General features: G+C 70.1%; 12 protein-coding genes and 3 pseudogenes. 6 read left to right on the top strand and 9 right to left on the bottom strand.

Annotation, left to right across the window (positions count from 1 at the left end; all coding sequences use genetic code 11):
* Positions 1–198: 198 nt before the first annotated feature.
* Both ACRWNP_RS36005 and ACRWNP_RS36000 read left to right on the top strand, forming a co-directional pair.
* Positions 199–927 (top strand): hypothetical protein, encoded by a 729-nt coding sequence (locus ACRWNP_RS36005; RefSeq protein ID WP_431969061.1) that lies wholly within the window; start codon positions 199–201, stop codon positions 925–927.
* 143 nt (positions 928–1,070) lie between these two features.
* Complete coding sequence (locus tag ACRWNP_RS36000) at positions 1,071–1,616, top strand: EF-hand domain-containing protein (protein WP_431969059.1); 546 nt, start codon at positions 1,071–1,073, stop codon at positions 1,614–1,616.
* A gap of 79 nt (positions 1,617–1,695) precedes the next feature.
* Here ACRWNP_RS36000 and gcl read toward each other — a convergent pair whose 3' ends face one another.
* On the bottom strand, positions 1,696–3,483 hold the full coding sequence (gcl, locus tag ACRWNP_RS35995; protein ID WP_431969057.1) for a glyoxylate carboligase: 1,788 nt from the start codon (positions 3,481–3,483) through the stop codon (positions 1,696–1,698).
* Positions 3,484–3,714: 231 nt separating this feature from the next.
* On the opposite strand from gcl, the gene ACRWNP_RS35990 reads away from it, so the two are divergent.
* Positions 3,715–4,482, top strand: a complete 768-nt coding sequence (locus tag ACRWNP_RS35990) for an LppU/SCO3897 family protein (RefSeq protein WP_431969055.1) — start codon at positions 3,715–3,717, stop codon at positions 4,480–4,482.
* Positions 4,483–4,513: 31 nt separating this feature from the next.
* Here ACRWNP_RS35990 and ACRWNP_RS35985 read toward each other — a convergent pair whose 3' ends face one another.
* Both ACRWNP_RS35985 and ACRWNP_RS35980 read right to left on the bottom strand, forming a co-directional pair.
* Complete coding sequence (locus ACRWNP_RS35985; RefSeq protein WP_431969053.1) at positions 4,514–5,605, bottom strand: ricin-type beta-trefoil lectin domain protein; 1,092 nt, start codon at positions 5,603–5,605, stop codon at positions 4,514–4,516.
* 223 nt (positions 5,606–5,828) lie between these two features.
* Complete coding sequence (locus ACRWNP_RS35980) at positions 5,829–6,353, bottom strand: hypothetical protein (protein ID WP_431969051.1); 525 nt, start codon at positions 6,351–6,353, stop codon at positions 5,829–5,831.
* A 68-nt stretch (positions 6,354–6,421) separates the two neighbouring features.
* Between ACRWNP_RS35980 and ACRWNP_RS35975 the strand changes: the two genes are divergently transcribed.
* Positions 6,422–6,943, top strand: coding sequence for an AAA family ATPase (locus ACRWNP_RS35975; RefSeq protein ID WP_431969049.1), 522 nt, complete (start codon positions 6,422–6,424; stop codon positions 6,941–6,943).
* Here the strand turns inward: ACRWNP_RS35975 and ACRWNP_RS35970 are convergent.
* From ACRWNP_RS35970 to ACRWNP_RS35955, 4 genes and pseudogenes are all read right to left on the bottom strand, one after another.
* A complete protein-coding gene (locus tag ACRWNP_RS35970) occupies positions 6,930–8,555 on the bottom strand; it encodes an AMP-binding protein (protein WP_431969047.1) in 1,626 nt (541 codons plus the stop codon). The genes ACRWNP_RS35975 and ACRWNP_RS35970 overlap by 14 nt on opposite strands.
* A pseudogene (locus tag ACRWNP_RS35965) lies at positions 8,552–8,800 on the bottom strand (AMP-binding enzyme); the annotation flags it as partial. The pseudogene ACRWNP_RS35965 and the gene ACRWNP_RS35970, both read right to left, overlap by 4 nt.
* Before the next feature lie 96 nt (positions 8,801–8,896).
* A pseudogene (locus ACRWNP_RS35960) lies at positions 8,897–9,052 on the bottom strand (transposase); the annotation flags it as partial.
* Between the two features lie 15 nt (positions 9,053–9,067).
* Complete coding sequence (locus tag ACRWNP_RS35955) at positions 9,068–9,250, bottom strand: hypothetical protein (RefSeq protein ID WP_431969045.1); 183 nt, start codon at positions 9,248–9,250, stop codon at positions 9,068–9,070.
* Between the two features lie 242 nt (positions 9,251–9,492).
* Between ACRWNP_RS35955 and ACRWNP_RS35950 the strand changes: the two genes are divergently transcribed.
* Together ACRWNP_RS35950 and ACRWNP_RS35945 are read left to right on the top strand one after the other, a co-directional pair.
* Positions 9,493–10,656 (top strand): ISAs1 family transposase, encoded by a 1,164-nt coding sequence (locus tag ACRWNP_RS35950; RefSeq protein WP_431969043.1) that lies wholly within the window; start codon positions 9,493–9,495, stop codon positions 10,654–10,656.
* Between the two features lie 46 nt (positions 10,657–10,702).
* Positions 10,703–10,957 (top strand): annotated as a pseudogene (locus ACRWNP_RS35945) (tyrosine-type recombinase/integrase); the annotation flags it as partial.
* Between the two features lie 169 nt (positions 10,958–11,126).
* Here ACRWNP_RS35945 and ACRWNP_RS35940 read toward each other — a convergent pair.
* Positions 11,127–11,399, bottom strand: a complete 273-nt coding sequence (locus ACRWNP_RS35940) for a hypothetical protein (protein WP_431969041.1) — start codon at positions 11,397–11,399, stop codon at positions 11,127–11,129.
* Positions 11,400–13,221, bottom strand: a 1,822-nt coding sequence (locus ACRWNP_RS35935) for an RHS repeat-associated core domain-containing protein (RefSeq protein ID WP_431969039.1), incomplete at its 5' end; no start/stop codon positions are given.

The raw sequence follows: 13,221 nt of genomic DNA, 5'->3' as shown, positions 1-13,221 counted from the left end.
GCCCCGAACCGGGCCCCGCCCGGGGACCCGTACCGCGACCGGGCCGGACGCGGCAGGGGTCCCCGGGCGGTGGTGTGCCGCCGCATGACCGGCGGCGGCAAGACGGGTGCACGACGGGCACCGCGTGCGGGACCATGGACGGCAGGACCGTCCCGGCGAGTACCGCCGCACCGCCGCACCGCCCAGGAGTCGCGAACCATGGCAGAGAGCGTGCCCGTGCGCTGTCCGGCCTGCCGCCGGGAGCACGCCTACACCGCGCCCGTCTTCCCCTGCGCCTGCGGCACGCCGCTGGCCCTGCCGATCCTGCGCGGCGGCATCCCGCTGCAGATCCGCCACCGGTCCTGGGACGACTCCTGGGTGGCCATGCGCTGCCCCGACTGCGGCCGCGACGAGCAGTGGCCGCAGCCCGAACTCGGCTGCGACTGCGGGGCGGTGGTCCGGCTGCCGGTGGACACCCGGGCCCTGTGGATGCCCGAACGGCGCCCCGTCCCCCCGGAGCGGCAGGCCGGCCCGGGGCCCTCGGCGCCGGCGCAGCGGCCGCCGTTCCGGCCGGTGACCATCCGTACCGCGCGGGACGCGGTCACCGCCGCCGCCCAGTACCTGAAGTGGCTCGGCTTCGCGGGCGTACGCACGCCGGGGGACCACTCGGCCAACGGCATCGACCTGCGCGGCGACGGAGTCGTGGCCCAGGTCGACCCGACGACGCGGCCGACGCCGCTGCGGGACGTCGAGACCCTCTGGCTCAACTGCCTCAACGAGGACTCCACCGGCGCCTTCTTCTCCCTGGCGGGCTACGCCCACGACGCCCGGCAACGCGCGGACCGGCTGGGGGTGCCGCTGTTCGTCATGGACCTCACCGGCACGCCGCAGCCGGTCAACGACGCCGCCGACGTCCTGATCAGGACCGGCCCGCACGCCACGCCCTGAGCCGGGTCCGCCGGGCGCGGCGGGGGGCTCAGCCCAATCCTTCACCCACCGTGGTCACTCGGGTCGCGCGAGCGCCGCTCCCGGGGGAGTATCGAGAGGTTCCCCTCCGTACGGCACCCCAGGACTACGTCAAGGACGCAGCGATGTCTACGGCCCTACTGAAGCGCAAGCTCGACAAATCCTTCCGCCGTCTGGACACGGACGGCAACGGATATGCCGAGCGCGCCGACTTCCAGGACGTCGGCGCGCGGCTGATCCACGGATTCGGCATGTCCCCCACCTCGCCGAAGGGCAAGGCGGTGGCGGTGCGGCTGGACGCCGTCTGGGCGGAACTGGCGGCCTACGCCGACCGGGACCGCGACGGGCGGCTGTCCTCCGCGGAGTACCACCACGGGATGACCAAGGCCTTCATCGAGGGGCCCGCCTTCGACCCGGTCTTCCACCCCGCGGCCGAGGCCGTCGCCCTTCTGTGCGACACCGACGGCGACGGCCACGTCGTGCGCGGGGAGTTCGAGGTCCTGCAACGGGCCTTCAACACGCCCGCCGCCGAAATCGCCGCCGCCTTCAACCGCATCGACACCGACGGCGACGGCTGTGTGAGCACGGCCGAACTGGTCGCGGCCATCCGCGCCTACTACATCGGCACCGACCCCGAGGCCCCCGGCAACTGGCTGTTCGGACCGCTGTGAGTGACGGTCGTGCATGGAGTCCGGCCGCCGCGCCCGGAGGTCAGGGCGGGGCGGCCGGTGGCGGCGGTCGAGCCCGGGCTCAGGAGCTCGTCAGCGGGATGATCTCGGTGGGAGCGTGGCCGGGTTCGGTGGCCAACTCCTCGAACTCCACGACGTCGCCGATGTCGTTGGTGACGCTCATGGCGATGTCGGTGACCCGCTCCAGGATCACCTCGACGACGACCGGCACCCGGTACTCGGCGGCGAGCTTCTTCGCCTGCTCGAAGGCGGCACCGAGCCCGGCCGGCTCGGTGACCCGGATCGCCTTGCAGCCCAGTCCCTCGGCGACCTTGACGTGGTCGACGCCGTAGACGCCGAGCTCGGGCGAGTTGACGTTCTCGAACTCCAGGTTGACCTCGAAGTCGATGTCGAACGCCCGCTGGGCCTGCCGGATCAGGCCCAGGTAGGCGTTGTTCACCAGGACGTGGACGTAGGGGATCCGGTGCTGCGCGCCGACCGCGAGCTCCTCGATCATGAACTGGAAGTCGTAGTCGCCCGAAAGGGCCACCACCGGCGCCCCCGGGTCGGCCTTCGCCACGCCCAGGGCGGCCGGCACGGTCCAGCCGAGAGGGCCGGCCTGGCCGCAGTTGATCCAGTGGCGCGGCCGGTAGACGTGCAGCATCTGCGCGCCCGCGATCTGGGAGAGGCCGATCGTGGTGACGTAGCGGGTGTCGGGGCCGAAGGCGCGGTTCATCTCCTCGTACACGCGCTGCGGCTTGATCGGGATGTCGTCGAAGTGCGTACGGCGGTGCAGGGTCGCCTTGCGCTCCCGGGCGGAGGCGGCCCAGCCGGAGCGGTCCGGCAGTTCGCCGGCGGCCTTCAGCTCCCGGGCCACCTCGACGAACAGGTCGAGCGCGGCGCCGGCGTCGGAGGTGATGCCGTAGTCGGGGGCGAAGATCTTGCCGATCTGGGTGGGTTCGATGTCGACGTGGACGAAGGTGCGGCCCTTGGTGTAGACGTCGATCCGGCCGGTGTGGCGGTTGGCCCAGCGGTTGCCGATGCCGAGGACGAAGTCCGACTCCAGGAAGGTCGCGTTGCCGTAGCGGTGCGAGGTCTGCAGACCGACCATGCCCGCGTTGAGGTCGTGGTCGTCCGGGATGGCGCCCCAGCCCATCAGGGTCGGCACCACCGGGGTGCCGGTCAGTTCGGCGAACTCCACCAGCGGACCGGCCGCGTCGGCGTTGATCACCCCGCCGCCCGCGACGATCAGCGGCCGCTCGGCGGCGGCCATCATGGCGAGCGCCTTCTCGATCTGGCGGCGGGTGGCGGCGGGTCTCCAGACCGGCAGCGGCTCGTACGTCTCGGGGTCGAACTCGATCTCGGTGAGCTGGACGTCGACCGGCAGGTCGATCAGGACCGGGCCGGGGCGGCCGGAGCGCATCAGGTGGAACGCCTTCTGGAAGACGCCGGGGACCTGGGCCGCCTCCAGGACGGTGGTGGCCGCCTTCGTCACGGGCGCGGCGATGGCCGCGATGTCCACGGCCTGGAAGTCCTCCTTGTGGATCACCGCGGTGGGCGCCTGCCCGGTGATGCAGAGGATCGGGATCGAGTCGCCGGTCGCCGAGTAGAGGCCGGTGATCATGTCGGTGCCCGCGGGTCCCGACGTGCCGATGCAGACACCGATGTTGCCGGGGGCGGTACGCGTGTAGCCCTCGGCCATGTGGGAGGCGCCCTCCACGTGCCGGGCGAGCGTGTGCTGGATGCCGCCGGAGGCCTTGAGGGCCGCGTAGAAGGGGTTGATCGCGGCGCCGGGCACGCCGAACGCGGTGTCCACGCCCTCGCGCTTGAGGATCTCCACTGCCGCTCGGGCGGCGGTCATTCGAGGCATTCGGTCACTCCTGCGTCGTCCTGCGGTCCAGGTTGTCGCGCCCGGTGCATTCCACATTGCGAAATTATTCTTTTGTCATGCGGAACTACTGTGAACATAGGCCGCCCCGGCACGCGGGTCAAGAAGGGGACGCGAAAGCCGTCCGGCAATGGGGTCGATCGATGTCGGTACCAACCAGTAGGGTTCCGCTCGCCCTTCACACCGGATTCACACGGACCCCAGGTGATCTCCTTGACCACGCCGACGCCGTCGCCCGCGCAGCCCCAGCCGCCCGCCCAGCGCCAACTCGGGCCGCAGGCACAGTCACTGGCACAACCACGGACAGCGCCCCCGGCCGCCCGGCCGAGACCGCTGCCGCCCTTCGGCCAGGAGGTGCCCGGCTACGGACGCTCCTGCCTGTTCTGCGGCTCGGTGCCGGCGGTCGAGGCGACCGTCCGCGGTCACCAGGGCATGGTGGTGATGATGCGCTTCCTGAAGGTCAGGGCACCGTTCTGCCGGCGCTGCGGCATCGCCAAGCACCGCGAGATGGTCTCCGACAGCCTGATCGCGGGCTGGTGGAGTCCCACTTCGCTGCTGTTGAACCCGCTCACCCTGCTGGTGAACCTGTTCCAGCGGTGGAAGATCAGCCGCCTGCCCGAGCCGGTCCCCGGCGCCCCCGGCACGCCCGCCGACCCCGGCCGGCCGGTCCTGCTCCGACCCACCGCCCTGGGCCTGCTGATACCGGTCATCCTCATCGGCGGCGGCTGGCTGGCGCTCCACAACGACCCCGAGTACGCCGAGGTCGGCGACTGCGTCCACAGCAGCGGGAACACCCTCTTCCCGGACGTGTCCGTCGTCGACTGCGGTTCGGCGAAGGCCCAGTACGAGGTCGTCGGCCGCTTCGACGACACCACCGACACCGGCCGGTGCGCCACCTACCCGCGCACGGTGGCCGCGTTCCGGGCGGAACGCGGCTCGACCAAGTACGTCCTGTGCCTGGCGCGGAACGACAACGCCTGACCGCCGCCCGCGCGAACCGCAGGGCCGGCTGTCAGCCGCGGCTCCACTTCTGGTTGTCCTGACCGCTGCAGCTCCACAACCGCAGCCTGGTGCCGTTGACCCCCGGCGAGTCCTCCGCCTCGACGCACTTGTCGGCCTGGACGTTGACCAGGTCGTGAGCGGCGTTGAGGCGGAACTGCTGGGCCCCGGTGCCGTTGCAGTCGACCAGCTGGACGGCCGCGCCGTCGTCCCGCGAACCGTTCGCGACGTCCATGCACTGGCCCCGGGAACGGATGCTGCCGTCCGGCCCGATCTGCCAGGACTGCGCGGCGCTGCCCGTGCAGTCCCACAGCTGCAGCGGTTCGCCCCACGGGGGGCTGCCGTCGATGCAGCGGCCCGAGTCGTGGCTCCGGATCGCCGTGCCGGGCGCAGCGGCGGAATGCGAAGGGCCGGCGGCGGGCGCTTGCGCCGAAGCGCCGCTCGTGGCGCCGGAGGTGGCCTTGCCCCCGCTCGCGCTCGCGGTCCCGGCCGGTTTTTCCGGGGAACCGGATTCCGGCGAGCGCCGCGCAGTGCCCCCCGGGGACGGCGACCCACTGCCGGAGGGGCGCGCCGTGGCCAGGCCGGTCCCGGGCGCCTCGTCGGCCGGGCTCGCGTCGGCGAGGGTCACGGCCGCCGGGCCGCGGTCCTCCTCGCCCGAACCCCGCACGAGGAACGGCACGCAGACGAGCATGCCGACCGCGAGACCCACGCCCACGAGCAGGAGGGGCCGGGACCACCCGCGCCCCTTCGCGGCGGGCGCCCGCGGCGCCGGCGCCGCAGCCGTCGCCGGTGACGGTGACGGCTCCTCATCGGAACCGGACGTCGAGCGGGACGCGAAGACCAGCCCGGCCGCGAAGCCGTCCGCATAGGCGGATTCCGGCTCGGTGGCCTCCTCGGGCCGCTCGGGAAGGGCGGCGGCCTGCCTGGCCCGCAACGTCGGGGCGTCGCCGCCCGCCCAGTCCGTGGGCGTCCGGCTGGTGGCGGCGGCAGCGTCGGCGATCGCGGACGTCCTCCGGGTCCGCCGGGGCAGCACCGTACCGGCGGGGGACGGCCCCACCGGGGCCTCGTCGGGCGCCGGCGCCGGCTCGTCGGGAGAAGCCGTCATGAATCCTTCCAAACCCAAGATGTAGCGAAAGCCGCCCCGCCGCGTGGACCGGGGCGCGGGCACACGCCCCCGGGGCATCCGTGTTGCGCCGCCGCCCCGGAACAGGGCTTTCGCGGCAGCGCAGCACGCACCCTAGCAACCGCTCCCCGCCGGGACGACGCGCGCGTCGACAACCCGGCAACCCCCGGCTGAACGGCGGGTGTCGTGGAGGTGACGGTCTCCCTCAGGGCGTGCGGCGGTGGGGCTCCCAGGTGCGGCGGAGGTCGTTCCACAAGTAGCGGGTGCCGGCGCCCTCGGCGCCGCCCGTCGTGGCCCAGACACCCTGCGGGTGGTCGCCGAGGGTCTCGGTCCAGGCGATCTCCAGGCCCGCCACCTCCGGGTGGCGCAGGTCGAGCCGCTGGAACTGGGCGACCGCCTCGACCGGCAGCAACGGGTGCACCTGCACCCGGGTGCGGGAGCCCTCGTCCTCCAGCCGCAGCACCCCGCCGCCCTCGCGCCGGACCGAACCGAGCTTCTGCACCGCCGCGATGAAGGCGGCAGCCGTCCGTTCCTCCTCGGTGGTGCCGCGCCGCCGCCACAAGCCCCGGCCGCCCATGCGTGCCGCGGTGATCTCGCCGAGCTTGGTCCCCACCGCCTGCATGAACGAGCTGAGCAGGACCACCCCGCCCGCCCCGACCACGGCGGACACCAGCTCCGGGATCGCGGACTGGTCACCGCCCACCGGCCGCCCGTCCTCCCAGTGCGCCATCCCCGTCGCCCCCATCTCCCGTACGTGTCCGATGTGTTGCCAGGGTAACGGCGGCTAGGGTGGCGCGCGTGATCATCTGGCTGAACGGCACCTTCGGCGCGGGCAAGACCACGACGTGCTCGCACCTGATGCGACTCGTTCCCGGAGCGCACGTCTTCGACACCGAGCACGTCGGGTTCATGCTGCGGCACGCGCTCCAGGAGGCCTTGCCCGTGCGGGACTTCCAGGAGTGGCCGCCGTGGCGGGCGCTCACCGTGGCGTCGCTCGCGCAGGTGCACGGCCACCTCGGCGGGACGCTGATCGTGCCCCAGACCGTGCTGGTGGAGGAGTACTGGCGGGAGATCGAGGAGGGGCTGGAGCGGGCCGGCCTGCCCGTGCGGCACTTCCTGCTGCACACCGACCGGGCCACCCTCACCCGCAGGATCGAGCAGGACACGGTGGAGACCGGCGCCCGGCAGTGGCGACTGGACCACCTGGAGGAGTACGCGAAGGCCCTGCCCTGGCTCCGGGCGGCCGCGACGGTTCTCGACACGACCGCCGCGCCGCCGCAGGAGGTGGCGCGGCGGGTCGCGGACCTCACGCGGGCCTGAAGGACTCCCGCAGTTCGACCTTGCGGACCTTGCCGCTGACGGTCATCGGGAAGGCATCCATCAGCCGCAGGTGGCGAGGGACCTTGTAGTGGGCGAGCCGGCCGCGGCAGAACTCGCCGAGCTCCTCCACGGTCAGCGATGCCGCCGGGTCCTTGAGGACGACGCAGGCCAGGATCTCCTCGCCGTACCGCTCATCGGGGACGCCGACCACCTGGACGTCCGCGATCTTCGGGTGGGCGTAGAGGAACTCCTCGATCTCGCGCGGGTAGACGTTCTCTCCGCCGCGGATGATCATGTCCTTGATGCGGCCGACGATCTGCAGGTAGCCGTCCTCCCGCATCACGGCCAGGTCACCGGTGTGCATCCAGCGGCCGGCGTCGATCGCCTCGGCGGTCCTCTCCGGCTCGTCCCAGTAGCCCAGCATCACCGAGTAGCCGCGGGTGCACAGTTCACCGGCCGTGCCGCGCGGCACCGTGACGCCGTCCGGGCCGACGACCTTGACCTCGACGTGCGGCAGCACCCGCCCGACGGTGCCAGTGCGGCGCTCCAGATCGTCGTCCCGGCGGGTCTGCGTGGAGACCGGGGAGGTCTCGGTCATGCCGTAGCAGATGGACACCTCGGCCATGTTCATCTCGGCGACCACCCGCTTCATCACCTCGACCGGGCAGGGCGAACCGGCCATGATGCCGGTACGCAGCGAGGAGAGGTCGTACGTCGCGAAGTCCGGCAGGTTGAGCTCGGCGATGAACATCGTCGGCACCCCGTAGAGCGAGGTGCAGCGCTCCTGCTCGACCGCTCGCAGCGTCGCCGCCGGGTCGAAGCCGGGTGCCGGGATGACGATGCAGGCGCCGTGCGAGGTGGCGCCCAGATTTCCCATGACCATGCCGAAGCAGTGATAGAACGGCACCGGCAGGCAGACCCGGTCCTGCTCGCTGTAGCCCACCAGCTCGCCCACGAAGTAGCCGTTGTTGAGGATGTTGTGGTGGGAGAGGGTCGCGCCCTTGGGGAAGCCGGTGGTGCCGGAGGTGTACTGGATGTTGACCGGGTCGTCGCAGGACAGCTCCGCCGCGCGCTCGGCGAGCTGCCCGTGGGGGACGTTGGACCCCGCCTCGATGAGGGCGTCCCATGTGGGGTCGCCGATGTACACGACCTCGGTGAGCGAGCGGCACTCGTCGCGCACCTGCTCCACCATGGCCCGGTAGTCGCTGGACTTGAAGGCGGTGGAGGCGACCAGCACCTCGATGCCGGCCTGGCCCAGCACGAACGCCAGCTCGTGGACACGGTAGGCCGGGTTGATGTTGACCATGATCGCGCCGATCCGGGCGGTGGCGTACTGGACGAGCACCCACTCGGGGCAGTTGACGGCCCAGATGCCCACCCGGTCACCCTTGCCCACGCCCTTGGCGAGCAGGCCGCGGGCCACGTCGTCGACGGCGGCGCCGAGCTGCGCGTAGGTCCAGCGGCGGCCGCTGGGCACGTCGACCAGCGCGTCGCGGTCCGGCCAGGCGGCGACGGCCCGGTCCAGGTTGCGGCCGATGGTGTCGCCGAGCAGCGCGGTGGTACCGGTGCCGCTCGCGTAGGACGGCTCGACGGGACTCGCGGGGGTGCTCACCTGTGGTCCTCCTCGCGGTACTCGGTGCCGACGGCACCCTCGGCGGTGCGCTGCCGCAGCTCGATGCGGCGGATCTTGCCGGACACGGTCTTGGGCAGCTCGGCGAACTCGATGCGCCGCACCCGCTTGTACGGGGCGAGCACGGCCCGCGAGTGCGCGAAGAGCGTTGCGGCGGTCTGCGGGCCCGGCTCCCAGCCCTCGGCGAGGACGACGTACGCCTTGGGCACGGCCAGCCGCAGCGGGTCGACCAGCCCCCGGATCTCCAGAGGGGGCAAAGTGATGCCGTTCTCCACGACCGGGGTTCCCGGCACGTCCACCAGCGCCTCCATCAACTCTCCCCAAAAGCCCGTGCGGAGCCACCGTCGCCACACGCTCGACAGGTTGCCCGGCGGAGACGGCAGGGAACTCCATGCACACCCTGCGCGGGCCTTGTGAAGCACTGCATCAAGTGTGACCCGGGGGTCCCGGCTGCGTCGACCTTTGCGCACCGTGAACAGCGGCTCGACCTTGGCCTATGCCTCGTCGGTGAGCAGCGGCACCGCTCTGTCACGGTCCCGGAACCACTCACTGATCCCGTCATCGGCACGGGTCTTGCGTGGGACATCACCCAGGATTACCACTTGGAGTTCCAGCAGGTCGAACGCTTGCTGACGTGCGGTCATCTCGTGCAGCCGTTCGCGCGCAAGCTCCGTCAAGCCCTCCAGATACCGCCACCGCTGCTGGAAGAGTTCGGCTTCCCGCTGCCACCGTCGGGTGTCCTCCCAGGGGCCGTTGCATGATCGCGATTCGTCCGGAACATCATGCTGGTCCGGTCTGGGGTGGACGTCCTGGTTCGGGCAGGAGGCAAACGCAGTGCAGGCACGGTCTCGGTGATCATGTGAGTGTCGAAGTCCCATGAACACCTGGCGAGTCCGTGCCTGCTCCTGCATCTTCCCTCATGCCCACCGCGCTGGACCAACTGGGCCGGGCTGCCGCGCCGGTCCCGCTGGCGGACGCGGTCGCGCTGTCCGGCTTCCTGGATCTGGTGCCCGATCCGCGAGGCGTCCGTGGCCGCCGCTACCGACTGTCCGCCCTGGTCACCGCGGCCGCGGCGGGTGTCCTGGCCGGCGCCCGCTCGCTCACCGCGATCACGGAATGGATCAGCGACCTCCCCGCGTGGGCCTGCCGGGCTCTCGGCTTCCCCACCGACCCGCTCTCCGGCACCGTGTCCGTCCCGCACCCACACACCCTGCGCCGTCTCCTCGTCCAGCTCGACGGTGACGCCCTGGACCAGGCAATCGGCGCCTTCCTCAGTGCCCGCGCCGCCCCAGCCGGCCCCGGACTGCGGGCGATCGCTGTTGACGGCAAAGCCCTGCGTGGCTCGCGCACCGCCACCGCCAAGCACGTCACCCAGCTTGCCGCGATGGACCACATCGGTCACGTCCTGGCCCAGCGTCAGGTCGCCGACAAGAGCAACGAGATCCCCGCCTTCCGGCCCCTGCTGGACAGCGTCGACCTGACCGGTACGGTCATCACCGCCGACGCGCTGCTCACCCAGCACGCTCACGGCACCTACCTCCGCGAGTGTGGTGCCCACTACATCGCCCAGGTCAAGGCCAACCATCCCGGGCTATTCGACCGCGTCCGCCGTCTGCCCTGGCGCGAGATCACGCTCGACCACTACGACCGCACCCGGGCCCACCACCGCCTGGAGATCCGGCGGCTGAAGACCGCCGCCTTCGCCCACCTCGACTACCCCGACGCCCGCCAGGCCCTTCAAGTCGTGCGCTGGAGGAAGGACTTCACGAGCGGCAAGCTCACCATCGAGCGCGTCTACCTGATCACCAGTCTGCCGCCCGGCGCGGTTACCGGCGCCCAGATCGCGGACTGGATCAGAGGCCACTGGAAGATCGAAAATCTTCTCCACCACGTCCGTGACCGCACGTTCCGCGAGGACGACTCCAAGATCCATGTCGGCCATCTCCCGCGCATCATGGCCGGCCTGCGCAACCTCGCCATCGGTGTCCACCGTCAGGACGGCCACACCAACATCGCCGCCGCCCTACGTCACACCGCCCGCGACTGGCGAAGGCCCCTGGCCGCCCTCGGCATCACCGGATGAATCCGGACAGACCTCGATCATGCAAGGGACCCTGTCGACCGATCGACCCCCCAACCTCACCCGCGCCTTCACCACGCTCCTCCGCAAGGCCGGCCTCCGCCGCATCCGCTTCCACGACCTCAGGCACACCGCCGCAACACTCCTCCTGGAACAGGGCGTCGAACTCGTCGTCATCAAGGAGCTCCTCGGACACGCCCACATCGGCGTCACCGCCGCCGTCTACGCCCACGTCCGCCCCCGCCTCCAGCAAGCCGCCATCAACACCCTCACCGACGCCCTCAAGACCGACGCCAGTTCGTAGCACTGCGTGCCTTCAGGAATGCCGACGGCCCCACGAGCTGCCTCGTGGGGCCGTCTGCGTCCGGCTGCGTTGCCGTCAGCGTCGCCGTCAAAAGATCACAGGTGGGTCCCTCGGCCCAGAACCGAGAGACCCACCCACTCTTCCACCAAATCTGCCTCTTCGAATTTGGCTACTGCACGAGTAGCCTCATTCGCCTCGCGATATCAGCCGCCTTCAGGCGAACCTGGTCATCGTTCAGTAGGTCCGGCATACCGATGCCGGCTGAATCGTAGTCATGCGCGACATAAAAGAGATCTGTCGCCGCCTGATAGTGCTCGGGAGACGGATACGGACCGCCATACCCCTTGTACAGGGGGAGGCAAACAAGGGAGAACTCTGAAGGGGAGATCCTCCCTTCGGAAACAGCCTCCGCGAGTACCAGGAAGGGCTCCAACGTGGCCATCTATAGCTTCCCTTGCATGGTCAGGTACCAGAACTGGTCTGAATTCACATCCGATTTCCACGCCCCAAGCATCTCGCCCGACTCGATATCCACCGAGACGTGGCGTCCAGTGTTGAGATCCACGTAGTGTCGGGCAGGCGTCCCACGATAAGTCCCCGATATCTGGACGTTCCCCGGATGCTTGACAAAATCCTGCAAGGCGTTCACGAATGCCTGCTTGCTCGCCTTGCTCTCCTTTGCAGTAACCCCGAAGTCAGCGGCATGCTTGAAATGATGAGGCACCCTGTTCGAATCGATCCAAACGGATCCACACCCCGGCCCACTATTGTGAACGAGGATCGGCGTGGCCCCTGCCAGTACATAGTACGTGTGCAAGTCAGCGACTGTGAGGTTGTACATGTGGGCCACGCCATACCGGAGGGCTACTCCAGCGAGCAGAACACGGTGATCACCTGCGGTGCTGAGCAGGTGGCCTGTTTCGAGTTGACCGGCTTCAGTCCAGGTGTGGGCAGTGGCGTCCCAGAAGGGGTGGTTGGCTGTCGCGTGGATTGTGCTGATCTTGCCGCTCTTGTCCTGAACCCTGAGGTCTACCAGGTCATCGTCCTTGTGCACGAGCGTTGCAGCAACGTTGCGCGGGCCCTGATGTTTACCGGTTTCCGGGTCGGCAGCTTCGACCTCGTCGCCGAGCTTGATCTTCGCGATGGGCTTTGTGGTGCCATCGCCCATAAGGACCAAGGTATCTGGGCTGAAACTCCGGAAGCAGACGGTTGGCGAGTGAGCTGCTGCCTTTGTCTCCTTGGCGAGGAGTTTTGAAGCGAGAGCTGTCGCGCCCTTCTCTAGCGCCACACCGGCTCCGTAGCCGGTTACGGCGTATGCGGCACTTGTAGCGCCGCCGGTTACTTCGGCTTTGAGATATCCGGCGTCGCTGTGGTCTGCGTTGGGATCGAGGTAGTTTCCGACCCATGAGCTGGCCAGGCCGCCGAGGGCAGCACAGCCAGCAGCGAGAGCGAGGCCGGTGCCACCAGTTGCTACACCAGCGGCGGCAACTCCTACACCACAGCCAGCATCGACAACGATCTCGGTGGCGAAGGTAACGACTTCGATGTGGTCTTGCGCCCAGCCCTTTGCCTTGCACTGCCAGTTGCAGTTCTGCGACACGGTGCTGGTGATAGTTACTGAGACGGTTCCGCCGCCCGAGGTGCCGTTGGGGTTGACGTTGCCTCCGTTGTACATACCACCGGTGCTTGGGCCGTGGGGCTTGCCGTCCGCGCTGCAGAAGGGCGGGCAGTGGCCGGCGTTGGCGTCCGGGTCCGCGGGCAGGCAGGCACCTGCACTTGGACCACAGCCGTAGTCCATGCCGGAGGGGTCTGTGAGGGTGACGGGGTTGTTGGCGCTGTAGGCGTAGCCGTTGAGGCTGAGGGGGCGGGCGATGTCGAGGATGGGGTCTGCGGAGATGAAGCGGCCGGTGTCGGGGTCGTATTCGCGGGCGCCGAGGTGGGTGAGGCCGGTGGTGGTGTCGTCGGTGCCGCCGAGGTAGCCGCGGTGGGAGCGCCAGTTGCTGTCTTCGGTACGGGGGACGCCGAAGGGGTCGCTCTTTTGGCGTTGCATGGCCTGCCCGGTGGACAGTGCGATGGTGGCGGTGGCGGTGCCGTGGTGGTCGGTGACCATCGCGGTCAGCGCGGGGTCGCCGGTTCCGCGGGTGATGGCGCGCATCACGGTGGGTGCGCCGGCCTGGCTGTAGTAGCGCTGGCAGGAGGCGACGGCACCGGTGGTGTCGGTGGTCAGTTCGGTGTCGGGCAGGTGGAGGGTGTGGGTGCTGGCT

It is taken from the genome of Actinacidiphila sp. bgisy160, assembly GCF_965342435.1.
Classification (GTDB): Bacteria; Actinomycetota; Actinomycetes; order Streptomycetales; family Streptomycetaceae; genus Actinacidiphila.
This window is presented reverse-complemented; position numbering and strand designations above follow the sequence as displayed.

What these genes read in the sequence shown, in the direction of transcription:
- ACRWNP_RS36000 (WP_431969059.1), top strand. Translation starts at nt 1,071, where the DNA reads ATGTCTACGGCCCTACTGAAGCGCAAGCTCGACAAATCCTTCCGCCGT.
- ACRWNP_RS36005 (WP_431969061.1), top strand. Translation starts at nt 199, where the DNA reads ATGGCAGAGAGCGTGCCCGTGCGCTGTCCGGCCTGCCGCCGGGAGCAC.
- ACRWNP_RS35940 (WP_431969041.1), bottom strand. Translation starts at nt 11,399, where the DNA reads ATGGCCACGTTGGAGCCCTTCCTGGTACTCGCGGAGGCTGTTTCCGAA.
- ACRWNP_RS35985 (WP_431969053.1), bottom strand. Translation starts at nt 5,605, where the DNA reads ATGACGGCTTCTCCCGACGAGCCGGCGCCGGCGCCCGACGAGGCCCCG.
- ACRWNP_RS35980 (WP_431969051.1), bottom strand. Translation starts at nt 6,353, where the DNA reads ATGGCGCACTGGGAGGACGGGCGGCCGGTGGGCGGTGACCAGTCCGCG.
- ACRWNP_RS35950 (WP_431969043.1), top strand. Translation starts at nt 9,493, where the DNA reads ATGCCCACCGCGCTGGACCAACTGGGCCGGGCTGCCGCGCCGGTCCCG.
- gcl (WP_431969057.1), bottom strand. Translation starts at nt 3,483, where the DNA reads ATGCCTCGAATGACCGCCGCCCGAGCGGCAGTGGAGATCCTCAAGCGC.